This is a genomic window from Streptomyces sp. NPDC044033 (assembly GCF_056434425.1).
The window spans coordinates 314,318-336,348 of the sequence record NZ_JBWKFF010000001.1; the positions used below are offsets into that span (position 1 = coordinate 314,318).

Sequence of the window (22,031 nt, forward strand, 5' to 3'; positions counted from 1 at the left end):
AGCCTCGGCCGCGCGGGCCCCGCCGCGCCTCATGGGGCGCGGTGGGGCCCGGTCTTCGGCCGGGCTACTTCGCCGCGGCCGCCACGCCGTTGAGCTGCGCCGGACCCGCCAGGTCCGTCAGCTTCACATCGGCGAGGCCGCCCGCTCGCGCGGACTCCAGCAGGCCCTTGAGCGCGCCCGCCTGCGGGCCGCCGCCCGCGATGAGCTTGGTCAGCGCCCCGGCGATCGTCAGATCGCGCAGGCCCCCGCTGCCCAGGCCCGTCAGCATCGCGCCGAGGTCCTGCGTGAAGGTGGAGCCGTCCTTCTCCAGCCACGGACCGGCCATGGTCCGCACGGCGTCGGAGTTCTCGACGAAGGCGTCCACGCCCTTGCCCAGCGCGATGGAGTTCACCAGGCGGTCGAAGAAGACGCTCTCCCCGCCGACGATGTCGATCTTCGCGTTCTCCAGGCCGGTGGCGAGCACCGTCGCCTGCGCCTCGGCGACCTGCCGGTGCACGTCGATGCCGGCCAGCCGGATGTCCTTCTCGGCCTCCAGGCGGAGCCGGAACTCCTCGTGCCCGCGGCTCGCCGCGTCCAGCGCGGCCATCGCCGCCGCCTTCTCCGTGAGCCCCTCGGCCTCGGCCTTCAGCTTCTGCTTCAGCCCCTCGGCGCTCGCGAACGCCTTCTCCTTGGACACCTCGGCCTCGGCGTGCCCGACCTTCGCGATGGCCTCGGCGTTGCGCTCGCGCACCTCCGCCTCCGCGAGGCCGACGGCCGCGGCGTCCGCCCGCTTGCCCTCCGCCAGCTGCACGGCGGCCTGCGCGTCGAGCTCGGCGGCCTTGCGCCGGGCCTCGGCCATGGCCAGCGTCTCGGCGGCCCGGTGGCCGGCCGCCTGCTCGGCGGCCTCGGCCGCCTTGATGTCCTTGACCAGGCGCTCCTGCGCCTCGGCCTCGGCCCGGATGATCAGCGCCTGACGCTCCCGCTCGGCCTCCTCGACCGTACGGAGCTTCTTGATCTCCTCCTCCTGGGCGGCGACGGTCTTCTCGACCGCGATCCGCTCCCGGACGACGTCCGCGATCTCCCGCTTCTCGGCCTCGACCTCCTTGTCGGCGGCGATGCGCCGCAGCTGCGTCTCCCGCTCCCGGGCGATGACCTCCAGCAGCCGGTCCTTCTCGATGCGCTCGTTCTCGACGGCGATGACGCGCTCGCGGTTCTTCTGCGCCACGGCGACCTCGCGGTCGCGGTTCTCGCCCTGGATGCCGAGCGCTTCCTCCGTCTTGATGTGCGCGCTGTGCGACCGCAGCCGCTCCTCGGCCTGCACCCGCGCCGTCTCTGCCTCTTCCTTGGCCCGTACGGTCTCGATCTCGCGGGTCTGCTTGATCTCGGCGTCCGCCTGGCGGCGCTCCAGCTCCAGCACCGCCTCGCGCGCCTCGACGTTCTGCCGGGTGATCTCCTTCTCCTCCGTGCGCTGGTACTCGTTGGTGCGCACGTGCTCGATCGCCGTCAGCTCGGTGATCTTCCGGATGCCCTGGGCGTCCAGGATGTTCGCGGAGTCGAGCTGCGCCATCGGCGTCTGCTCAAGGAAGTCGATCGCCGCGTCTTCGAGGTGGTAGCCGTTGAGGTCGGTGCCGATGACCGCGATGATCCGGTCCCGGAACTCCTCGCGCTTGGTGTAGAGGTCGACGAAGTCCAGCTGCTTGCCGACCGTCTTGAGCGCCTCGGAGAACTTCGCCGCGAAGAACTCCTGCAGCGTGCGCGGGTCGCTGGCCCGCTGGGTGCCGATGGCCTGGGCCACCTTGATGACGTCCTCGACGGTCTTGTTGACGCGCACGAAGAAGTTGATGTGGATGTCGGCGCGGATGTTGTCCTGGCAGATCAGGCCCTCGCGGCCGGTGCGCCGGATCTCGATGGTCTTCACCGAGATGTCCATGTACTCGGCCTTGTGCAGCACCGGCAGCACCACGGAGCCGGTGAAGGTGACGTCGACCCGTTTCGTCTTGGAGATGATCAGCGCCCGGCCCTGCTCGACCTTGCGGAACAGGCGGCTGACGGTGAACAGCACCCCGAGGGCGACGAGCAGCAGGACGGCGACGAGCACGCCGATCCCGATGGCGGTGGTATCCATGGCGGAACCTCTGTCGAATCAGTTGCGGTAAAGGAAAGTTCGTGGAAAGGGCCGGCCGGGCCGGTCAGTACGCCGGACTGCCGGGGTCGAGCGCCGTGCTGAACGGCGCTTCGAAGGCCCCGACGCGGAAGAACTCGCCGACGGCGTCGTAGTCGAAGATCAGGGCCGTCGCGCCCGCGGCGAGCCCGGTCTCGTCCGTACGCACCTGGATGATCGCGGTCGAGCCGTCCTCGGCGGCCACCTCGGCCTGCCCGAACGCGCTGTCCACCCGGCCGGTGCGCACCACGCAGACGCGGCCGACGAAGTCCAGGCGCGAGGGTGGCCGTTCGTCGGGGAAGAGGCGGCGCAGCGGCCGTACGAGCACCCAGGTGGCGGCCCAGGAGCCCACGGCGGCGCCGGCCAGCAGGCCCGCGCCGAGCAGCGTACGCGTCAGCCCCTGGGCGCCGGTCTTCTCCAGGAGGACCGTGCCGGCCAGGGCGAGGAACCAGGCGATGGCGGTCAGCAGCGACAGGACGACGGTGATCGGCACGCCCCCGAGGCCGGCCGCGGCGACGAGGCCCGTGAGCCCGCCGTGGCCCGAGCCGTCGGCGTGCCCGTCGGAGGAGAGGCCGTGGCCGTCGGAGAGGTCGTGGTGGCCGTGGCCGTCGGAGTCGACGCCGCCGACGAGGACGAGCAGCCAGTACGCGACGACGACCACCAGCGCGAAGCTGAACACGACGGCCGGGAAGCCGAGCGCGGCTGCGAGGAAGTCGTCCACAGACCCCGTCCCTTCGTCCTGTTGCTCATGAACTCCCGTGGAGTTCTTCAGCTGTGCGGGGGCGGTGCGGGGCGGCGGGCCTCGGCGCCAGGCCCCGTTTCCGGAACCTGGCACCGAGGTCGTCCCCCGTGTCCCCCGTTGTTCCCCCATGTACATATTGGCAGGCGGGAACAGGTGTACGCATTGCCGGATCCCGGCAATCTTTATGCTTCTCTGATGCCGGGTGCTGGCCCCTACGGGCGTCTGCCACCCTGGAAACCACGCGCTAAGAAACCGTCAAGGGCGCGTTAAGAGGTGGAGAGAGCACGTGACAAAGCCGGGGTCGACCGAGGACTTTCTGGCCGGCTACGCCGAGCTGCTCACCGAGGTGTCGGCGACCGGCCGTCGGCTCAACCGCGCCGAACTGGACTCGCGCCGCACACTGGGCGAGCGCGCCGGCGAGAGCGGTTACGGGCTGCGCACCCTCATCGTCGGCCACCTCGCCGCCACCCGGGCCCTGTGGTCCGAGCTGCCCGCCCCGGCGGGCCCGGCCGGAGCGCGCGGCCTGCGCGCCGCCGCCGAGTCCGTCCTTGCCGGGACCGAGCAGGCGATCGACGCCTTCGCCGAGGGGTACGAGCGCGCGCAGCGGCTGGCGGTGCGGCAGGAGGAGGCCGCCCGCCGCGAGTTCATCGACGACCTGCTGTACGGGCGCAGCGACCTGGGCCGGCTGGCCGGGCGCGCCGAGCGGTTCGGGCTGCGGCTCGCCCACGCCCACGCCGTCGCGGTCGCCACGGGCCCGGAGCCGTACGACGACGCGCACCCGGCGATGCGGCGGGTGGAGACGGCGCTCAACGGCCGGTTCAGCGAGCGCCGCATCCTGCTGACCACCAAGGACGGCCGGCTGATCTGCGTGGCGCCCGGCGACGAGGACGACGTGCTGCGCTACTTCACCAAGCAGGCGCACGCCGCCACCGACGGCGGGCAGGTCGCCATCGGCCGCCCGCACGAGGGCGCGGGCGGCGTCGTGCACTCCTACGAGGAGGCGCTGGGCGCGCTGGACCTCGCCGCGAAAATGGCCCTCGAAGCCCCGGTGCTGCGCGCCGCCGACCTCCTCGTCTTCCCCGTCCTGACCCGCGACCGGCAGGCCCTGACCGATCTGGTGCGCTCCACGCTGGCCCCGCTGCGGCAGGCCCGCGGCGGGCCGGAGCCCCTGCTGGCGACGCTCGACGCGTATTTCGACTCCGGCTGCGTCGCGGCGGAGGCGGCCCGCCGGCTGTCCCTGAGCGTGCGGGCCTTCACCTACCGGCTCACCCGCATCCACGAGCTGACCGGCTCCGACCCCGCCGACCCGATGCACCGCTACACCTTGCAGACCGCGGTCATCGGCGCCCGGCTGCTGGACTGGCCCACGCGGGAGCTGTAGGGGCCGGCGGACCTGCCCCGGGCGCGGGCGTTCAACGCGTTCACGCACCGGCCGTCCGTGGCAGGCCCTTCTCCGCCGCCGGCCGTGAAGCATGGGAGGGAACCGCACCCCATGCGAAGGAGGCCGCCGTGGAACCGGTGGAGAAGGAGGCCACGGCGGAACCCGGCCCCGGCGCGCTGGAAGTGCCGCCGTTCTTCTGCCCCGTGGCCCCGGCCACGCACCGGGCCACGGCGGCGGTCCATGAACGGTCCGGGCGATGGGCCCAGCGGATCGGGCTGGTGCGCACGCCCGCCGAGCTCGAACGGTGGCTGGCGTGCACCGGCGCGGATTTCTACGGCGGCATGGTCCCGGACGCGGATACGGACCACTTCCAAGTGGCCGCGAACTGGACGTACTGGGGGTTCTCCTTCGACGACGCGCGGTGCGACGAGGGCCGGGCGACGCGGCGGGCGACGGGGCTGCTTCCGGTGGCGCAGCGCGTGCTGCGGGTACTGGAGACCCAGGACGCACGGGTCTGCGGCGGCGACCCGCAGCTGATCGCTCTGTGCGACCTGGCCCGCTCCTACCGGCGGCTGGGCACCCCGGTCCAGCTGGAGCGGTGGATCGGCGCGCACCGGCGCTGGCTGCTCGCGGCGGCCACACAGCAGACGTACCGGGCGGCCGGGGGAACGGTCGGGGTGGACGACTACTTCCATACGCGCCTGCACGACGCGGGCGGGCCGCCCGTCCAGGCGGCCTTCGAGTTCGCCCACGCCGCCGAGGTGCCGGGGGCGGAGATGGACTCGCCGCCGGTGCGCGCGGTGACCGAGCTGTTCTGGCTGATCGCCGCCCTGGACAACGACCGGGTGTCACGGCACAAGGAGATCCAGGAGCAGCAGGAAGCCTACGACGTGGTCAGCGTCCTGTCGGCCGGCTACGGAATCGGCGAGCGGGAGGCGGCGGACCTGGCCATCGCGTGGCGCGACCGGATGATGGTGCTCTTCCTGCGGCTGCGCGACCGGATCGCCGGCGGCGCCGTCTCCACCGCGCTCCGCATCCACCTCGAAGACCTGGGCCGCGGAATCCGGAACAACATCGACTGGAGCCTGCGCACTCCGCGCTACTCCACGCTCTACGAAGAGGACCGCGTGACACCCCGGGCGAGGATCCCCCTCACGGGCCGCTGCGTCGACACGCCCCGGGACTCCTCCCCCGCCGCGCTGCCCCTCCCGTCCATCGCGTGGTGGTGGGACGAGCTCTCCGGGTAGCACCGGGGAGCTCCGGGTGGGAGGGGCCGCGCGCGTCGCCCGAAGCGGGCAGCGGAGGCCGCGCGCGGTCCAAGGAGGCGTACGTGCCGGGGCCGGCCGTGGCGGCGGGAAGGGGAAGAGCGCGCCACGGCCGGCCCCGGCGGGGAGCCGCCGCTCAGCCTTGGTACTCGGCGTGCAGCAGCCAGTTGCGGGGGATGTTCGGGACCTCGCGCGGGAACACCTCGTACGGCCAGCGGCCCTTGCCGATGCCCTCCTCGCCGGGCTCGTTGAGCCGGTTCACCTGCCAGCCGGACCGTGCGAAATAGCCCTTGGGGTCATCGGTGCCGAAGAGCCAGGGGATGCCGTCCGCCTTGAGGGCGCCGAGGAAGATCTGGGTGCCGATGTTCTTCAGCAGCGACTCGCTCAACACGTCCAGCGCCAGCCGGCTGCCCGGCGCGGAGCCCTCCGCGAGGAGGTCGAGCAGGGAGCGCACCTGGTCGTCGGTGAGGAAGAACAGCAGCGCCTCGGCCACCCACAGGGTGGGCCGCTCGGGGTCGAACCCGGCCTCGTACAGCGTCGACAGCCACGGCTTGGTGAGGTCGGCGCCCACCGCCCGCCGGTCCACGGAGGGCTTGGCGTCCACCTCGGCCAGCCGGCTCTCCTTGATCTCGAAGAGCGCGGAGTGGTCCACCTCGTAGACGACGGCGTCGGTGGGCCAGGTGAGCCGGAAGGCCCGCGCGTCCATGCCGGCGGCGATGAGGACGACCTGGCGTATCCCGCCGTCGCGCACATAGGTGGCGATGGCGTCGTCGAGGTACTTGGTGCGGATGGACACGAAGTCCGCGAGACCGCCGCCGCCGTACTTCTTCAGCAGGTCGAACCCGGTCTCCGAGGCGAGCGGGCGGGCCAGGTCGTCCCGGAACAGCGCGTCGTCCCGTTCGGTCTCCAGGGCGCGGGCGGCCGCGGTCCACTGCGAGGTGTGCGAAACAGCTTCCATCTCTCGTCTTCCTCCGTACTCCGGTGTCACGGGCAGGGGCTGGGCGAAGGGAGCGGGGGTGTGCTCACTCGCGCGGCCGGCGCCGGAACATGCTGTAGAGCGTCAGCCGCATGACCGGGCGGCCCTCGGCGTCGGTGAGTTCGCCCCGCTTGAGCAGGGTCGCGCAGTCCGGTCGGGTCATCGACGGGGTGATGCCGGTGACGGTGAGCCGCCCGGTCAGTACGTCGCCGGGGCGGGTCGGCCGCAGCCAGCGGAGCTCGTCGACGCCCGGCGAGCCCTCGACCGCGGCGCCGGGCAGCAGCGCGTCCACATACAGCCGCATGAACATGGCGCAGGTGTGCCAGCCGCTGGCCACGAGGCCGTGGAAGAGCGATTCCTCCCCCAGCTCCGCGTCGACGTGGTACGGCTGGGGGTCGAACTTCCGGCCGAACTCGATGATCTCCTGCTCGGTGACCTTGTACGTACCGAGCTCGTACGTCCGTCCTTTTTCATAGTCCTCGACGTATCGCAGCATCTCTCTCGCCTCCGCTCAGCTGACCGTGGCGCCCAGGTACTTCGCTTCGATCCGGTCCAGCGTGCGGAAGTCGTCGACCACGAGGTTGTCGCGGTCGACGGGCTGCCCGCCGACCTCCTCCAGCAGGAAGAGGAACTCGGCGAAGGCCAGGGAGTCGATCAGGCGGTTGTCGATGAGGTCGAGGTCGGAGGCGATGTCACCGCGCTCCGGGTGGCGCTTGAGAATCCATGCCTTGACCTGGTCAATGGGGCGGGCCATGTCGGTGTGTCCTTTCGGTTCGGTCGGTTGGGCGGCGAGGGGTTCGGCACCGGGGCCGTCGGTCAGCGCCGTACGGCCGCCACGGCGACGGCGAAGGCGAATCCCCCGTCGTGGCTGATGCTCAGGCTCAGGTCCGTCAGCCCGGCCGCGTCGGCGAGCCGTCGCGCCGCGCCGTGGAGCACGGCCTCGGGCCAGCCGCCGGGTGCCTTGCGGATTTCGATGGAGAGCCAGGGGAGGCTGCTGAGAGGGGTGTGGAAGGTTTTGAAGACGGCTTCCTTGGCGGCGAGCCGGCCGGCCACGGCGGGCAGGAACGTGCCGTGGTCGGTGGCGCAGTCGCGCAGTTCGCCGGGGGTGAGCAGGGTGGCGAGGAAGCGCTCGCCGGAGCCGCGCACCATGCCCTCGACGCGGCTGACGGGGAGGATGTCGGCGCCGGTGCGCAGGGCGAGAGCGCTGAGCGCTCCGCCCGCCGGCGGGGCGGGGGCAGCCGCCTCGGCGGCGGAGACCGCTCCGTCGCGGGCCGATGTCGCGGCGGGGGCGGCCTCCGCCGCGGCGGTGCTCACGTGACTGCCGCGCACGCGTCCTCGGCGGCCGAGAACGCCTTGTCCCAGTCGCCGTCGTACCGGTGCTCCAAGGCGAAGATCCAGCGCTCCAGGCCGAAGGCCACACAGCTCGTGAAGACCGGTTCGTCCGTCTCCTCGATCCGGATGCCGCACCGCTCCCCGAAGAAGTTGCGGTGCACGTTGACCGACGCGATCGCGGTCTCCGCGTACACGAACTCGTGCTTCACGGGCGCGAGTTGCTGGAGCACCGCGCGGGAGCCGCCCTTGTCGTAGAAGGGGTCGGAGGCGACCTCCTTCTCCACGGGGAGCCCGGCCGCCTCGGCGAAGTCCTGCACCTGCTGCCCGTAGACGGCCAGGTGCCGCTGGGTGTGCTCGTACGTGCCGAGGGCCACGATCTCCCGCATGTGGAAGCCCAGCAGCCGGCGCAGCCCTTCGTACCGGTCCTCGTTGCGGTAGCAGCGGCCCAGCACGGTCACCGTCCGCGCGCCGTCGACCGACTGCCCGGCGTGGTGCAGGAAGACGCCGTAGCAGGCCGCCGACGGCAGGGCGAGGGCGGCGGGCCGCAGGCTGTCGGGGTCGTAGGAGCCCGTACGGGCCTCGGCCGCGCGTCCGGTGGGGTCGTCGACGTCCAGGGTCGTGGCCACGACGGCGAGTTGGGGAAAGTTCTCGTAAAAGTCCAGACCTGCCAAGTCGGCCACCGGCAGCAGCGGCGGCATCGTCAGCGGCAGCGCGCCGCGCCGCTCGCCCCACCCCCGGAAGGTCTCGTCCAGGAGGTTCAGGAGCTGGGTGGCCTCGGGACCGAGGGCGGCGAGACCGTGGGCCGGTCGCTGCGTCGGTGCGTTCGAGGGCATGAGATCACCTCTTTCCTTGTCGCGGGGTTCCTTGTCGCGGGCGTGCTTTCCGCGGGCTTCTCGTCGTGGGCTCCTCGTCGTGGGCTCCTCGTCGTGGGCTCCTCGTCGCGGGCTCTTGTCCCTGGCTTTTGCCACAGGCTCTTGTCGCGGGCGTACTTTCCGCAGGAAGCGGAACTCCGTTTATCACGGCGGTCCGCCGGACCGGGGTCATGCGACGAGCGGCAGTTCCTCGTCCTCGAATATCCCGGCCTTCGCGAAGAAACCCATCGGCTTGCGCACGGCCTTCCGCTCATGGGCGCGGCGTGCGGGGTCCTCCAGTACCCGCCGGCGGAATCCCAGCGGGTCGCCGATCCCGGCGTCCTTGTACACCTGCGGGTTGTAGAAGGACTGGAGGCTGTAGGCGATGTAGCGCTTCAGGTAATCCGCCACCTCGCGGCGCTGTTCCGCGTCCAGGCGTTCGCGCAGCGGTTCGTAGAGCAGCGAGACCAGTTCGCGGCCGAACGCGATGTGCCGGGATTCGTCCCGGTGGTGTATCCGGTTGACCTGGCGAATCGTGTCGTGGAGGAGTTCGTCGTCCGCCATGGTCGAGTTGTAATGATCGACGATCTCCTCGAAGAGGAGGATGCGCGAGAACACCAGGAAGTGTTCCACGTCCACGTCGGTGTCGCCCTTGGCGGCGGATGTGAACGGGACCGCCGTGGGGTAGAGCTTTCCACCGTAGCGCAGGCAGAATTCGGCGAAGAACCACATGTGTTCGTTCTCTTCGCCGATGAAGTGGTGGAAGAAGTCCGAGGGCACCTCGAAGCCGGGCATGTGGATCCGGTTGACCACTTCGGTGAGCAGCTCGCGGATGCCGTGCACGTTCAGGCTGTAGAAGTTCACGCTCTCCCAGCGGCTCAACTCCGTCAACTGGGCGTCGTCGAGCTCTTCCCGGGCCGCTGTGCCGTGGGTGCTGGTCAGCTCCCGCGTCATCCATGGCGCGTCGGTGGGCAGCGTGTCCGGCCAGGCGAATGTCTTGTAGGGATTGTAATAGTCCTGGATGGCCTTTTCCTGGAGCCTGGCCAGGATTTTCGCGAACCTTTCCGTGGCCAGGTTGTCGACAGTGGCCATAAGCCCTCCTTTGCTGTGCCGCTCGGCGGCGAATGCCGGAACAGAAACACATGGCGACCGCCGGACCTGGGCATGCGTCCGGGCAACCGGATTACCGTTTACGCGATCTTCGCGGCGCAGACATACATGTGTGGTGGCGGCACTTACCTATGGGGAGTACCTTGCTGGCGTGGTGGGAGGAGCCCGCCCTAATGGCGGCCCGGCCATGCACCACACAGTAGGCACGATCAGTCGGACCCGGGAAGTGCCAAGATCGCAAGGGTGATGCGCGGGACGCATCGGCCCTGGTGAAAGACGGGGGAGCAGGAAGTTGGCGAAGCTCAGCGGAAGTTCTGATCTTGAACTCAGGCACTTACGATCTTTTCTCACGCTGGTCGAGCACCGAAGTTTCCGGGGGGCCGCCGAGGCGCTCTGGGCATCTCAGTCGGCGCTCAGCCGGACTATTGCGCAAATGGAACACATCGTCGGCCAAAAGCTGATCGAACGCGGACATAATGGTGTGGCGCTATCGGTGGCGGGCGAACGATTCCTGCCCTACGCGGCCCGTGCCGTGGCCGCCGCCGACGATGCCGTCAAGGCCACCGCCTCCCCCCACTCGACGCTTCGCGTCGGCTTCTCCTGGAACGCGCTGGGCCGGGACACGGCGCCGCTGATCAAGGAGTTCGAGGAGCGGAACCCGGGCGCGCGGGTGGAGTTGCGGCGCATCGACGACGTGCCCTACGCCGGCCTGGAGGACGGCCGCAGCCATGCCGCGATCCTGCGGGGCACGCTGGCGGACCCGCGCATCAAGCATGTGCTGCTGTACGAGGAGTCCCGCGTCGCCGCCCTGCCCAAGGGGCACCCGGCGGCGGGGCTGCGCGAGGTGACCCTGGACGACATCCGGCACGACCCGCTCGTGCTGAACGTCATCTCGGGCACGACGATGCCCACCATCTGGAAGGACAGCGACAGCGCGCTCCGGCCGGTGATCGGCGTGCACAACCTGGAGGAGTGGCTGGAGGCCATCGCCGCCGGGCGCGGGATAGGGCTCTCCAGCGCGCTGACGCCCGGTCTGCACCCGCACCCCTGGGTGGTGTACCGGCCGGTCAGGGACGCGCCGCCGCTGCCGGTCCTGCTCTGCTGGGATTCGGTGCGCCCGCACCCCCTGACCCCGCGGTTCGTGGCCCTGGCCCGGTCGCGGACGAAGGCCGGGCCGATGTGCGGCCCGCAGCACCCCACCACGCTCGACGCCGCCGCCTCCGACGCCACCGCGCCGGACTCCGCCGCGCGCAAGGGCGGCACCCGCGACACCGGCCCGCCCTCCGGCTCCGGCGTGTTCACCGCGATGCGCTGGAAACCCGTGCGCTCCGGGTCCGTACCACCCGATCGACGGTGATGTCGACGACCCGCTCCACCTCCGACCCCCATACGGAGCACGGCGGTTCGTGCTCGATGACCGCACGTCCGGTGAGCTGGACCGTATCGCCGGTGCCGAAGTCGCGCAGGACCAGGCCGACTCGGGGGTCGCTCCACAGGTTCCCGAGCGTGTTGAACATGGCGTTGCCCGCGTAGTCCGGGAGTTGGACGCGGTTCGGCCCGGCGACCCGCAGGAAGCCGGGCGGACCGCCCCGGTGCGAGACGTCGGCCCCCGCTTCCGGGTGCTTCGTCGCGATGAAGAGGGTGTCGGAGCGGGCGATCAACTCCGTGCCCCAGTACCCCAGTCCGTCCTCGACCCAGGTCTCCCGGCCCCGGGTGAGGAGCCCGGGGTCGAGCGGGCGGCGCTGGATGAAGCGGGGGCAGTTCCCGTACGCCTCGTCGACGCCCAGCTCGATCAGCCGGGGGCCCCAGGTGCGGACCCGGCCGTTGACGCGCAGCCGGCGTCCGCGGGCGAAGTCCATGGCGATCAGGCCGACGCGGTCGCCGGGCGCGCGGGGGCCGATGGGGTCGTCGGCGCCCAGGTCGCCGGTGCTCGGGGCGGCTGGGCTCGGGGTTGCTGGGCTCGGGGCGTTCGCGCTCGGGGCGGCTGGGATCGGGGCGTTCGCGCTCGGGGTTGCCGGGCTCGGGGTCGCCGCGCCGCCGGGGCCCGGCGCGTTCGGAGCCGCTGCGCCGGGGCCCCCCGGGGCCGGCGCGCCCGCTGCGGGCGGGCCGACGATGCGCACCGAGCCCGGTGAGGCCCGTACGAACCCCGCCTCCCCCAGCAGCACCGATGCCCACATCCGGCCGTCCGCGTCGGCGGCGCCCAGCGCGACGCAGGACACGGACGACAGGAACGCCTGGGCCATCAACTCGACGCGGGTGCCGAGGATCACGGAGACCCGGTCGGCCTCCTGCTCGACCCCGGCGGCTCGCTGAACAGCCCGTTCGCCCTCGTGGTACACGGCGTCGCGGGCGGCCGCCCGGCCCCGGGGAGCGGGGCTCACGCCGGGCCCCGGCCCCGCGTCGGCGCGGCCGCCTCGTCCGCCGGCCGCTCGTCCGCCTTCCGCGCTCCGTCGCGCTTCGGCGCCCCGCCGCCCGGCGGCTGTCCGCCGGGCCGGGGCTGCGCCGGGCGGCGCAGCGCGGTCGCGACCACCAGCAGGCTCAGCACGGTGGTGACGGCGGCCACCGCGAAGGCCGTGGTGTAACTGGCGTCACCGGCGATCAGCCCGCCGATCGGCCCGGCGGCCATGATGCCGAGGTCCCAGTACGAGGTCATCACGCCGACCGAGGTGCCCGGCCGCAGCGCCCCGGTGCGGTGCAGGGTCATCGCGACCGTGGCCGGGTACATCAGGGCGACGCCCGCGCCGGTGAGCACCGTGCCGGCCAGCGCCAGCGCCTCGTTGCCGGTCCCCGCGATGAGCAGCAGGCCGATGGCCTCCACCACGAGGGAGCCCAGCGCCACCCGCACGCCGCCCTTGCGGTCGACGAGAGGGGAGCCGAGGGCGCGGGCGAGCAGGAATCCGGCGGCGAAGACCGCGAGGGCGGCGCTTTCGCCGCCGAGGCCGTCGTGGTGCAGGTGCAGGACGAGCAGGGCGTTGACGGTGCCGTATCCGTAGCTGGAGAGGCCGAAGGCCAGCCCCGGCAGCGACGCGCCCACGGGCACGATCTCCCGGAAGCCCTTCGGCAGCGGGGAGAGCCCGTCGTCGTTGCGGTTGTCCCCGGCCGTGGTGAGCACGAGGACGGCGGAGACGATGCCCAGCACGATCACGCCCCACCACACGCCGCGGTACCCGCTCAGGTGGTTGAGGCCCACGGCGGCCACGGGGCCGAGCGCCAGCCCGCCCCACATCGACAGGCCGAACCAGCCCGCCACCCGGCCGCGGCGCTGCGGCGGGGTGTCGGCGAGCACCCAGGGAATGGCGCCCGAGAACAGGGCGGCCTCGCCCACGCCCATGACCAGCCGGGCCACGATCAGGGTCCCCGGGTCGGGGGCGATGAGGTGGCCCGCGCCGCCGATCGCGCCCAGCACGCCGCCGGTCGCCACGACCGGGCGGGCGAATCCGGCGTCGGCGAGCCGGCCGGCGAAGGGCCGCGCGCAGGCGGTGGCCAGGAAGGCGACGCCCACGACCGTACCGGCGATCAGCGGACCGCCGTTGAAGTGCTGGACGACGTAGGACGGCAGTGACTGGAGGGTGGCGCCGAGCGCCATGTATCCGCAGAGCACCGCCACCCACAGCCGGCGGACGGGAACCGGTAGGCGAGGCGTCATACGGGAGAAGATACCGTACGGGACCATCTCTGGGAAGTGAGACGGTACGTTACCTTCTCGCCCGGCTCTTGCGTAGAATGTCCGTATGCCAGTGAAGGCAGGAGCCACGATCGACCCGCGCGCCACCCGCGCCCGCGTGCTGGCCAGCGCTGTCCAGCTGTTCTACGAGCGGGGCGTGCACGACGTCGGCGTCGACGAGATCGCCCAGCACGCGGGGGCCTCGAAGCTGACGATCTACCGCAACTTCGGTTCCAAGGACGGCCTCGTCGAAGCCGCGCTCCAGGACCGCAGCGACCGCATCCACCTCTGGCTCACGGAACGGCTCGCGGCGACGCCCGCCGGGCGGGAGCGGGTGCTGGCCCTGTTCGACCTGCTCACCGTCTGGTACGCCAGGGACGGGTACCGCGGCTGCGCGGTGGTCAACACCGCCGTGGAGACCCGGCACCAGGAAGGGCCGGTGCGCAAGCTGCCCCGGCTCCACCTCGCGCGCTACCGCGAACTGCTCGAAAGGCTGCTCACCGAGGCGGGTATCGACCGGCCCGCCGGGCTCGCCCGGCAGCTGCTGATCCTGATCGAGGGCGCCACCACCATCACCGCGATCGACGGCGAACCGACGGCGGGCGAGGACGCGCGCGCGACGGCCGAACTCCTCCTGGACGCCGCGTCGGCCGGGGGCCGCTGAGGTTCCACCTCCGCGCGGAAGCGGCTCAAGAAGAGGGCACGCGCCGGCCCTTGAGGAGTCGGCGGGCCCACACCCCTCGGACGCGACCCCCGCCCGTTAGCCGTCCGTTAGTGGATCGCCAACGGCGCGGAGCAGGCTGGGAGCAGATCAACCGATCGCCACCCCGAGCCAACTCAAGGGGGCTACCCTCATGTCCTTCACCAGCGCCTACGGACGCCACCAGGTCCGCCGGGCCGCCGTCGCCTCCGTCCTCGCCGCCGCGGCCATCGGCCTGACGGCGACCGTCAGCGACGCGGCGCCCTCGCAGGGCCACGCGGCGACGGCCGGCGCCCAGCACGCCTCCACCGCCAGTGCCAAGGGCGAAACCCACACGTGGCAGGGCACCCTGAAGTACCTCGCGCCCGGCAAGGTGACCGTGGCCCCCAAGACCGGTATGGAGAAGGCCTTCTACGTCGGCCCGCGCACCAAGGTGCTCGGTGCCGCCGCCATCTGCGGCGGCCCCGACGGCAATGTCACCATCGACAAGAAGGGCTACGGCACCACGCCGTGCACCCTCTCGCAGCTGGTGAAGGCATCGAAGAAGAACTTCGTCGAGATCCGCGTCACCGTCAAGAACGGCGCGGCCACCAAGATCACCGAGCACTACCACCCGTAACCCCACGTCGGCGGAACCGGGCTCGTACGGGCCACAGATCACGGACCGGGGGTCCAGCGGCGCGGCGGCGTCGCTGGGCCCCCGGTTCCCGTCGTCCAGGCCGGCTGCCGGCCTCAGCCGCGCCGCCGCCGCTTCTTGACCACCTGGCGCGCCCCATACGCCACCGGCGGCACGATGAGCAGCCAGAACCAGGACCCGGTGAGGAACATCAGCACCACCGCGATGACACCGGCCGCCGGGAACATCCCGTAGACGGCCGCGGCCGCCGCGCCGCCGAGCTTGGCGGGCACCGACGCGTCCGGCCGAGCCGCCGGAACGCCGTCGCCGGAACGCGCCGCCGGAGCCGACGCCTGCCCGGCCGCCGGGACCGGAAGGCCGGGCTCCGGCTCTTCGAAGACCGGGTGCGGCTGCGGCAAGTCGTCGAAGAGCCGCAGCAGTTCCTCGCGCGAGGCGGCGGCCTGCGCCTTGTCCGACCGGGCGGCGAACTCGGCATCCGTCAACCGCCCCTCCACCACGTGCTCGGTCAGCGCCTCGACCGCCCGGTCCCGCTCCCGCGTACTGGCCCGTACACCCGGCAGACTCCCCACTGGAACACTCACCCCTCGACTCGTCCCCACCTGCGGATACCGCCTTCCGGCGATCTCCTCGGCCGTCCAGCGTACGCGGGCTGCGGCGAGGCGCCAGGGGTCCGCCGCGCCCGTCCTGAGATGCCGATCACAATGGGGGCGGGACGGTCAGCGCACGCGGCCGTCCCCGCGTCTACCAGGCGAGAGAACCCGACGGAGGAGACAGACATGGCCGATCGCCCGACCGATGAGGAGATCCTGCGGGCCGTCCGCAGAATCCACGCGCTCGAAGAGCGCCACGACCGGCTGGCGGCGCGCGTGACCGAACTCCGGGTACCGGCCGACGAGGCGGAACTGGCCGAACGGAACCGGACGGGCGACCAGATGGCCAAGGCCGCCGAGACGCTCGTCATCGAGTCCATCCAGGTCCTGGAGGAGATCGGCATGGTGATGGCGGCCCAGGCCGTCGAGGCCATGGCCGCCGCCGAGGGCATCCCCATGGGCTCCGGCATTTCGCCGCACGAGGAGCCACCGCTGTTCTGAGCGCGTGCCGCGGCCTGGCCGGACGGCGCGTACGGGCGGGCGGGCGCTGCGGGGAGAGCGGGCGTACGGGCGCTGTGGGGAGGCCGCGCGTACGAGCGGGCGGTCGGTACGGGGAGAGCGGGCGTACGGGCGGGCGCGGGGTACGGGGAGAGCGACCGTACGCGCGGCACGAGCCGTACGAGCGTGGCTCCGAGCCGCGGACCGGCGCTGACCGGTCCGCGGCCCGGCGGATGGGGCGGCACGGGGGGCCGCCCCGGTTCAAGGGGCTCGCCCCGGTTCAGGGGCTCGCCGGGTCGAATCCGTAGTGCGGAGATCCGTCGCCGCCGCGGTGGTCGCGGCGGTAGACGTACAGAGCCTGCACGCGCCACGCCTCGGGCCCGTCGCCGTCCTGCTCGGCCGGGCACTGCCGGACCACTTGGACGACGCTCGGCCGCCCGGCGACCTGGATCCGGGTGCCGTCCGCCGGGCCGCCGCGCAGCACGGCCGTCTCCCAGGCCGCAGCGTCCGCCGGCCCGTTCAGCACCGCCGTCTCCCACACCATCGTGATCTCCCACCCGTCGTCAACGGCTGCCGCACCGCTACAGCTGCGCGTGCGGTTCGGCTTCCGCGGTCCGCGCACCTCGAAGCTTACGCTTCAATGATTGCGCAAGTGAGAAAATGGGCTGATTCCCGCTGACTGGTTCCGGCTGATCGATTCCGACCGGCGGGTCCCCATCGGCGGGCCCACGTCGGCGGGCCCACGCGGCCTGGGCCCACATCGGCGGGCCCCGCGGCCGGGGCCCCTCCGACCGGCTGCCGCGCGCTCAGCCGCGCCGACGGCTGAACATCCGCCGCACCGCGCGCACGATCAGCCAGATCACCAGCACCACCACAAGGATGATGACGATCACCAGCACCAGCAGGAAGATCCCGAGCTTCTTGAAGAACCCGGCCTTCTTCTTCTTGGGCTTCTCCGCGGAGGCCAGGGTCTGCTGATCCTGCGACACCACCCGCACCGTCTGCGCCGAAGCGGCCACCGCCGCGCCCTCGGCGGCCGGGGCCGAAGCGGTGCGCGCGTCGGCGGCCACCGCCTGCCGCGCGGACGCGGCCGGGGCGTGACCGGCCGGTGCGGCCGAGGCCACTCCCGGGCCCCCCGCCACCAGCGCGCCGATCAGCAACGCCAGCACCGCGACCGCCCGGCCCCGCCGCCCGGTGGGCGCCGAAGCCGGTATGCGGGCCTCGTGCCGACCCTCATCGCACCGTCGTACCGTGTTCACTGGCGTCCTCACATCTCATCCGTGTTGTCCGGCTCCGATACCCGCACCGCACTGTCGGTGCTCGGAGCGCGTCCATTATGAGCGCGCGACGCACCCCTTCCGCCCGTGGCACATCGCGCAACCCGGCCGAATCAGCCGCTCTCCGGCCGCCGTTCGCGACCCGCCGGGCCCGCGCCGCCGGTCTCCGGCCGCGCACTTGGCAGGCGATACCCCCTGTGCCACGCTCCGTCCTGAACCGCGCCACGCCCCTTCTCATACGGACGATCCCGTACGGACCGATCCCCTCCGGGCCGGCCCCGTCGTACGGACCGATCTCCTACGGACCGAGGAGACCCGGCATGACCACCGACCGCCCCAGCCCCGATCAGGGCCATGGCCAAGGCGACCCCACCCTCTACCGCACCCCGGCGGACGCCGTCGCCGCGCCGCCCGAAAAGCTCGCCTACGTCGTCGGGTTCGACCGCTCGGCACAGCGCCCGGACGCGCTGTTCGTCCTGGACACCGACCCCGACTCCGCCTCGTACGGCCGGGTCACGCACCTGACCGAGGTGCCCGGCCTCGGCGACGAGCTGCACCATTTCGGCTGGAACGCCTGCTCCAGCGCGCTCGCCCACGAGGGCCACCACACCCCCGAGCGCCGCTACTTGCTCGCGCCCGGCCTGCGCTCCTCGCGGCTGCACGTCTTCGACACCCACCCGGACCCGGCCCGGCCGCGCCTGGTGAAGGTCGTCGAAGCCGCCGAACTCGCCGCCAAGGCCGGCTATTCGCGCCCGCACACGCTGCACTGCGGCCCCGACGGCGTCTTCCTCTCCTGCCTGGGCGGCGCCGACGGCGCGGACGGGCCGGGCGGCGTGGCGCTGCTCGACCACGAGACCTTCGAGGTGCGGCGCGCCTGGGAGAGCGACCGCGGGCCGCAGCGCCTCGCGTACGACGTCTGGTGGCACCTGGCCCACAACACCGCCGTGACCAGCGAGTGGGGCACCCCCTCGATGATCGAGAACGGCGTCGACCCGGATCTGCTGCTCGGCCGCGGCTACGGCCACGCCCTGCACTTCTGGGACCTGGACACCGGCCGCCACCGCAGCCGGGTGGACCTGGGCGACGAACACCAGATGGTGCTGGAGCTGCGCCCCGCCCACGACCCGCGGGCGACCTGGGGGTTCGCGGGCGTCGTCGTGAGCGTCGCGGACCTGTCCGCGTCGGTGTGGCTGTGGCACCGCGACGGCGAGGAGTTCACCGCCCGCAAGGTCATCACCCTGCCCGCCGAACCCGCCGAGCCCCCCAAGAATGACGCTCTGCCCCCGGTCCTCCAGCCGTTCGGCGCGGTGCCGCCGCTCGTCACGGACATCAACCTGTCGGTCGACGACCGCTGGCTGTACGTATCGGCGTGGGGCACCGGCGAACTCCTCCAGTACGACGTCAGCGACCCCTTCCACCCCCGCCGCACCGCGTCCGTACGCCTCGGCGGCATCACGGGCCGCCGGCCGCACCCCTCCGCACCGGATACCCCGCTGACCGGCGGCCCCCAGATGGTCGAACTCAGCCGCGACGGACGGCGGGTGTACCTGACGAACTCCCTCTACGGCTCGTGGGACGACCAGTTCTACCCGGACGGCGTCGACCCCTGGCTCGTCAAACTCGACGCGGACACCGAGCGCGGCGGCCTCCGGATCGACGAGCGGTTCTTCCCGCACGGCGAGGAGTTCCGCGGCCGGCGCGTCCACCAGACGCATCTGGAGGGCGGCGACGCCTCGTCGGACTCGTACTGCTACCCCTGAGCCCGGTGACCCCGGCGGCGGCAGCGGGCCGGGGCCGCGACGGCAGGTGAACTACCCTGAGGCCGAATCGGATCCGGTACCCAGCGAAGGCAGCGACACGTGACGCGATCTCTCCGGGCAGTGATCGCCGAGGACAACCCGCTGCTCCGCGAAGGGCTCACCGGGGTGCTGACGCGCTTCGGCCACAAGGTGGCCGCGGCGGTCGGCGACGCCGGCTCACTGCTGTCGGCCGTCGCCGAGGCGCGCCCCGACATCGTGGTCACGGACGTACGGATGCCGCCCACCCAGACCGACGAGGGGCTACGGGCCGCGCTCGACCTGCGCCGCGCCACACCGGGGCTGCCGGTTCTGGTGCTCAGCCAGTACATCCAGCGCACCTACGCCTCCGAGCTGCTGGACTCCTCGGACGGGGTGGCCGTCGGCTATCTGCTCAAGGAGCGGATAGGCAAGCTGGAGGAGTTCATCGACGCGCTGCACCGCGTCGCGGACGGCGGCACGGTGGTGGACCCGGCGGTCGTGCGACAACTGCTCAGCCACCGGCGCGATCCGCTGGAGCGGCTCACGGCCCGCGAACGCGAAGTGCTCGCGCTGATCGCCGAGGGCCGGTCCAACACGACCATCGCCCGCACCCTGGTGGTCAGCGAGGCGGCCGTCGCCAAGCACATCGGCGGCATCTTCATGAAGCTGGACCTGCCCCCGACGGCCGACGGGCACCGCCGCGTCCTGGCCGTGCTGGCCTTCCTGCGCAGCTGACGGCGGGGCGCGCCACCGCTACGCCCATGTGAGCCGCTGCCCACCGGCCCCGACACACAGCCACATCCGACCGGCCGCCGGCCGCCCGTCCGATTGCCACCGGCCGTCGCCGCCGGGGACGGGCTGCTGCTCGGCCTCCCCCCGGCCCTTGGCTCCGTCCGCGTGCTGCATCAACTGCACGGACTGGGGCGGCTGTTGGATCCCCACCGGAGCTACGCGCCCGTACGGGACTTCCTGACCCGGCTCAAGCGCGCCGCGCGGACGAGAATGGTGCTCCTCGCGGATATTCTTCCGCCCGCCGGAGGCAGCGGTACATGAAGCCGACACCCGACGATCCCGCGGCCTGGAACGCCTACCTCGCCGAAGGGAACGCGGCGCAGGCCCGTAAGCGCGTCGCCGCCGATGTGCTGATCCGTGATGGCTACGGGCGCTTGCTGCTGGTCGATCCGGCGTACAAGCCGGGGTGGGATCTGCCGGGCGGCATGGCGGAGGCGAACGAGCCGCCGCACCTGGCTGCCGTGCGGGAAGTGCGGGAAGAGCTCGGGCTCACGGTCGTGGTGCGGGCGTTGCTGGTCGTCGACTGGGTGCCGCCGCATGGGCCGTGGGACGACCAGCTCGCGTTCGTCTTCGACGCCGGGACCGTCGAGGACGAGGCGGCCGGCGCGCTCCGCCCGTGCGACGAGGAGCTGGCGGGGCTGCGGTTCGTGGACCCGCCCCGGGCGTTCACGATGCTGGGGGAGCGGGTCAGCCGCAGGTGCGAGGCCGCGGTCCGGGCCCTCGCGACCGGCGCGACGATGTATCTGCACGACGGCGGCCCCACCTGGGAGTAGTCGCGCGGGCGCGTGGCCGCGCCCAGCGTTCCAAGCCTCCGAGGAGCACTCACCGCTGCCGCCCGCGCCCCGGCTCGCGACGGTACTGCTCAAGCATCTGTAGCGACCGGCTCATGAAGCGGTAACCACCACCGCCGCCGGTATCTCCAGCCGTACGAGCGTCGGCCCGCCCACCGGGCTGGAGATCAGCAGCCGGCCGTCGACCACCGCCAGCCGGTCCGCCAGCCCCAGGAGGCCCGTGCCCTTGGCCGTGTCCGCGCCGCCGTTGCCGTTGTCGCGGACCCGCACCACCAGGCGGTCGCCCAGGAGGTCGCCGCGCACCTCGGCGCGCTTGGCCCCGCTGTGCTTGGCGACGTTCGCCAGTACCTCGCAGATCGCGAAGTACGCGGTGGACTCCACCGCTTCGGGCAGCCGGCCCGGCAGTGCGAAGCACACGTCCACCGGGACCGGCGACCGGTCCGCCACATCGTGCACCGCGCTCGGCAGGCCCCGGTCGGTGAGCACCTGCGGATGGATGCCCTGGATCAGTCCGCGCAGCTCTTCCAGGGCCAGCCCCGCCTGGTCCTGTGCCTTGGCGATCAGGCCCGCGGCCTCCTCGCCCTCGGACATCCCGGCCAGCCCCAGCATCATCGTGAGCGCCACCAGCCGCTGCTGCGCCCCGTCGTGGAGATCGCGTTCGATGCGGCGGCGCTCCGCCTCGAAGGCGTGCACCAGCCGCGCCCGGGACCGGCTGACCTCCAGCAGCCGCTGCGAGAACTCCGCCTCGCGCCGGCCCAGCACCATCCGCGTCAGCGCCGCGCGGCCCCCGGCCGCCACGCCCATCAGATAGCCGCCGGCGGGCAGCCACACCAGGCCGAGGAGCCCGGTCGCCGCCGCCTGCGGGAGGGAGGAGATGTCCCAGCCCGGCAGCAGCCGCACCTGCGCGTTGACGCCCGCCACCACGGTCCCCGCCTCGTACAGCACCCCGCCCGGCAGCAGCAGGCCGATGCCGAGGACCGCCAGGTCGACGGGCCACAGCAGCAGGCAGAAGACGAAGAGGTACCCCAACTCCCGCCAGGTGACGGGCTCGCCGAGTCTCGTACGGGCCCACGCGACGAAGCCGGGGCGCTCCACCGGCGGGTGCGGATCGCGCACCGCCTCGCCGCCCAGCAGCCGGACCCGGTGCCGTTCCACCGCCCCCATCGGCACCCCGGCCAGGCAGATCGCGGCGAGCAGCGGAATGCCGATCAGCAGGACGGACAGCACCGTTCCGACCAGGATCAGGGCTACGAGCAGGCCGAACGCGCCCGCGCCGCACACCGCGCCCGTCGCCAGGTAGGCGGCCGACCGCCACGGCCACCCCGAGCACAGATAGCCCCGGCGGCGCAGCGCCCGCCACACCCCCGGCTGCCCGTCCCGGGCGCCACCGTCCGCCCGCTGTCCCCGCTCCATCGCCGAAACGATACGGGCGGACGCGTACGGCGTCCTGTGGTCCTGCGCCCATACCTGCGTAGCGCGGGCACTACCCCCAGGTCTCGTCCCTGCG

At 72.5% G+C, this 22,031-nt stretch carries 23 protein-coding genes; 9 read left to right on the plus strand and 14 right to left on the minus strand.

The window, feature by feature from the left end; translation table 11 throughout:
* Positions 1–64: 64 nt before the first annotated feature.
* Positions 65–2,104: an SPFH domain-containing protein gene (locus AC07AB_RS01295; RefSeq protein ID WP_478558113.1), complete on the minus strand. Its 2,040-nt coding sequence runs from the start codon at positions 2,102–2,104 to the stop codon at positions 65–67.
* 64 nt (positions 2,105–2,168) lie between these two features.
* A complete protein-coding gene (locus AC07AB_RS01300; protein ID WP_478558116.1) occupies positions 2,169–2,861 on the minus strand; it encodes a hypothetical protein in 693 nt (230 codons plus the stop codon).
* A 307-nt stretch (positions 2,862–3,168) separates the two neighbouring features.
* Between AC07AB_RS01300 and AC07AB_RS01305 the strand changes: the two genes are divergently transcribed.
* Positions 3,169–4,263, plus strand: a complete 1,095-nt coding sequence (locus AC07AB_RS01305) for a PucR family transcriptional regulator (protein ID WP_478558119.1) — start codon at positions 3,169–3,171, stop codon at positions 4,261–4,263.
* Between the two features lie 128 nt (positions 4,264–4,391).
* On the plus strand, positions 4,392–5,510 hold the full coding sequence (locus AC07AB_RS01310) for a terpene synthase family protein (protein ID WP_478558122.1): 1,119 nt from the start codon (positions 4,392–4,394) through the stop codon (positions 5,508–5,510).
* Positions 5,511–5,664: 154 nt separating this feature from the next.
* On the opposite strand, the gene AC07AB_RS01315 is transcribed toward AC07AB_RS01310, so the two are convergent.
* The 6 genes from AC07AB_RS01315 to AC07AB_RS01340 form a co-directional block, all read right to left on the minus strand.
* Positions 5,665–6,486 (minus strand): SAM-dependent methyltransferase, encoded by an 822-nt coding sequence (locus AC07AB_RS01315; RefSeq protein ID WP_478558125.1) that lies wholly within the window; start codon positions 6,484–6,486, stop codon positions 5,665–5,667.
* A gap of 64 nt (positions 6,487–6,550) precedes the next feature.
* Complete coding sequence (locus AC07AB_RS01320) at positions 6,551–7,000, minus strand: MaoC family dehydratase (protein WP_478558128.1); 450 nt, start codon at positions 6,998–7,000, stop codon at positions 6,551–6,553.
* A gap of 15 nt (positions 7,001–7,015) precedes the next feature.
* Positions 7,016–7,258, minus strand: a complete 243-nt coding sequence (locus AC07AB_RS01325) for an acyl carrier protein (RefSeq protein WP_478558131.1) — start codon at positions 7,256–7,258, stop codon at positions 7,016–7,018.
* Positions 7,259–7,320: 62 nt separating this feature from the next.
* Complete coding sequence (acpS, locus tag AC07AB_RS01330) at positions 7,321–7,818, minus strand: holo-ACP synthase (protein WP_478558134.1); 498 nt, start codon at positions 7,816–7,818, stop codon at positions 7,321–7,323.
* Positions 7,815–8,669, minus strand: a complete 855-nt coding sequence (locus AC07AB_RS01335; RefSeq protein WP_478558137.1) for a class-II aminoacyl-tRNA synthetase family protein — start codon at positions 8,667–8,669, stop codon at positions 7,815–7,817. The genes acpS and AC07AB_RS01335 overlap by 4 nt, the downstream gene beginning before the upstream one ends.
* A gap of 207 nt (positions 8,670–8,876) precedes the next feature.
* Positions 8,877–9,779, minus strand: coding sequence for a diiron oxygenase (locus AC07AB_RS01340; RefSeq protein WP_478558139.1), 903 nt, complete (start codon positions 9,777–9,779; stop codon positions 8,877–8,879).
* A gap of 310 nt (positions 9,780–10,089) precedes the next feature.
* Here AC07AB_RS01340 and AC07AB_RS01345 point away from each other — a divergent pair, with 310 nt between their 5' ends.
* On the plus strand, positions 10,090–11,154 hold the full coding sequence (locus AC07AB_RS01345; protein ID WP_478558142.1) for a LysR family transcriptional regulator: 1,065 nt from the start codon (positions 10,090–10,092) through the stop codon (positions 11,152–11,154).
* Here AC07AB_RS01345 and AC07AB_RS01350 read toward each other — a convergent pair.
* Together AC07AB_RS01350 and AC07AB_RS01355 are read right to left on the minus strand one after the other, a co-directional pair.
* The gene (locus tag AC07AB_RS01350) at positions 11,096–12,178 is read right to left on the minus strand and encodes a hypothetical protein (RefSeq protein WP_478558145.1); all 1,083 of its coding nucleotides are present in this window, start codon (positions 12,176–12,178) and stop codon (positions 11,096–11,098) included. The two genes, AC07AB_RS01345 and AC07AB_RS01350, sit on opposite strands and share 59 nt — an antisense overlap.
* A complete protein-coding gene (locus AC07AB_RS01355; RefSeq protein ID WP_478558148.1) occupies positions 12,175–13,443 on the minus strand; it encodes an MFS transporter in 1,269 nt (422 codons plus the stop codon). Before AC07AB_RS01355 ends, AC07AB_RS01350 begins: the two co-directional genes overlap by 4 nt.
* Before the next feature lie 85 nt (positions 13,444–13,528).
* Between AC07AB_RS01355 and AC07AB_RS01360 the strand changes: the two genes are divergently transcribed.
* Both AC07AB_RS01360 and AC07AB_RS01365 read left to right on the plus strand, forming a co-directional pair.
* Positions 13,529–14,125, plus strand: a complete 597-nt coding sequence (locus AC07AB_RS01360) for a TetR/AcrR family transcriptional regulator (RefSeq protein WP_478558151.1) — start codon at positions 13,529–13,531, stop codon at positions 14,123–14,125.
* A gap of 190 nt (positions 14,126–14,315) precedes the next feature.
* Complete coding sequence (locus tag AC07AB_RS01365; RefSeq protein ID WP_478558154.1) at positions 14,316–14,780, plus strand: hypothetical protein; 465 nt, start codon at positions 14,316–14,318, stop codon at positions 14,778–14,780.
* Between the two features lie 113 nt (positions 14,781–14,893).
* On the opposite strand, the gene AC07AB_RS01370 is transcribed toward AC07AB_RS01365, so the two are convergent.
* Positions 14,894–15,379 (minus strand): DUF1707 SHOCT-like domain-containing protein, encoded by a 486-nt coding sequence (locus AC07AB_RS01370; RefSeq protein ID WP_478558157.1) that lies wholly within the window; start codon positions 15,377–15,379, stop codon positions 14,894–14,896.
* Positions 15,380–15,574: 195 nt separating this feature from the next.
* Between AC07AB_RS01370 and AC07AB_RS01375 the strand changes: the two genes are divergently transcribed.
* A complete protein-coding gene (locus AC07AB_RS01375) occupies positions 15,575–15,889 on the plus strand; it encodes a hypothetical protein (protein ID WP_478558160.1) in 315 nt (104 codons plus the stop codon).
* A 277-nt stretch (positions 15,890–16,166) separates the two neighbouring features.
* On the opposite strand, the gene AC07AB_RS01380 is transcribed toward AC07AB_RS01375, so the two are convergent.
* Both AC07AB_RS01380 and AC07AB_RS01385 read right to left on the minus strand, forming a co-directional pair.
* Positions 16,167–16,430, minus strand: coding sequence for a hypothetical protein (locus AC07AB_RS01380; RefSeq protein WP_478558163.1), 264 nt, complete (start codon positions 16,428–16,430; stop codon positions 16,167–16,169).
* A gap of 262 nt (positions 16,431–16,692) precedes the next feature.
* Complete coding sequence (locus AC07AB_RS01385; RefSeq protein WP_478558166.1) at positions 16,693–17,145, minus strand: hypothetical protein; 453 nt, start codon at positions 17,143–17,145, stop codon at positions 16,693–16,695.
* Between the two features lie 338 nt (positions 17,146–17,483).
* Here AC07AB_RS01385 and AC07AB_RS01390 point away from each other — a divergent pair, with 338 nt between their 5' ends.
* The 3 genes from AC07AB_RS01390 (at position 17,484) to AC07AB_RS01400 (ending at position 20,506) form a co-directional block, all read left to right on the plus strand.
* On the plus strand, positions 17,484–18,923 hold the full coding sequence (locus AC07AB_RS01390; RefSeq protein ID WP_478558169.1) for a selenium-binding protein SBP56-related protein: 1,440 nt from the start codon (positions 17,484–17,486) through the stop codon (positions 18,921–18,923).
* A 120-nt stretch (positions 18,924–19,043) separates the two neighbouring features.
* Complete coding sequence (locus tag AC07AB_RS01395; protein WP_478559683.1) at positions 19,044–19,676, plus strand: response regulator; 633 nt, start codon at positions 19,044–19,046, stop codon at positions 19,674–19,676.
* 314 nt (positions 19,677–19,990) lie between these two features.
* Entirely contained in the window at positions 19,991–20,506 is a 516-nt protein-coding gene (locus AC07AB_RS01400; RefSeq protein ID WP_478558172.1) for an NUDIX domain-containing protein, read from the plus strand.
* A 111-nt stretch (positions 20,507–20,617) separates the two neighbouring features.
* Here AC07AB_RS01400 and AC07AB_RS01405 read toward each other — a convergent pair whose 3' ends face one another.
* The gene (locus tag AC07AB_RS01405; RefSeq protein WP_478558175.1) at positions 20,618–21,937 is read right to left on the minus strand and encodes a sensor histidine kinase; all 1,320 of its coding nucleotides are present in this window, start codon (positions 21,935–21,937) and stop codon (positions 20,618–20,620) included.
* Positions 21,938–22,031 lie beyond the last annotated feature (94 nt).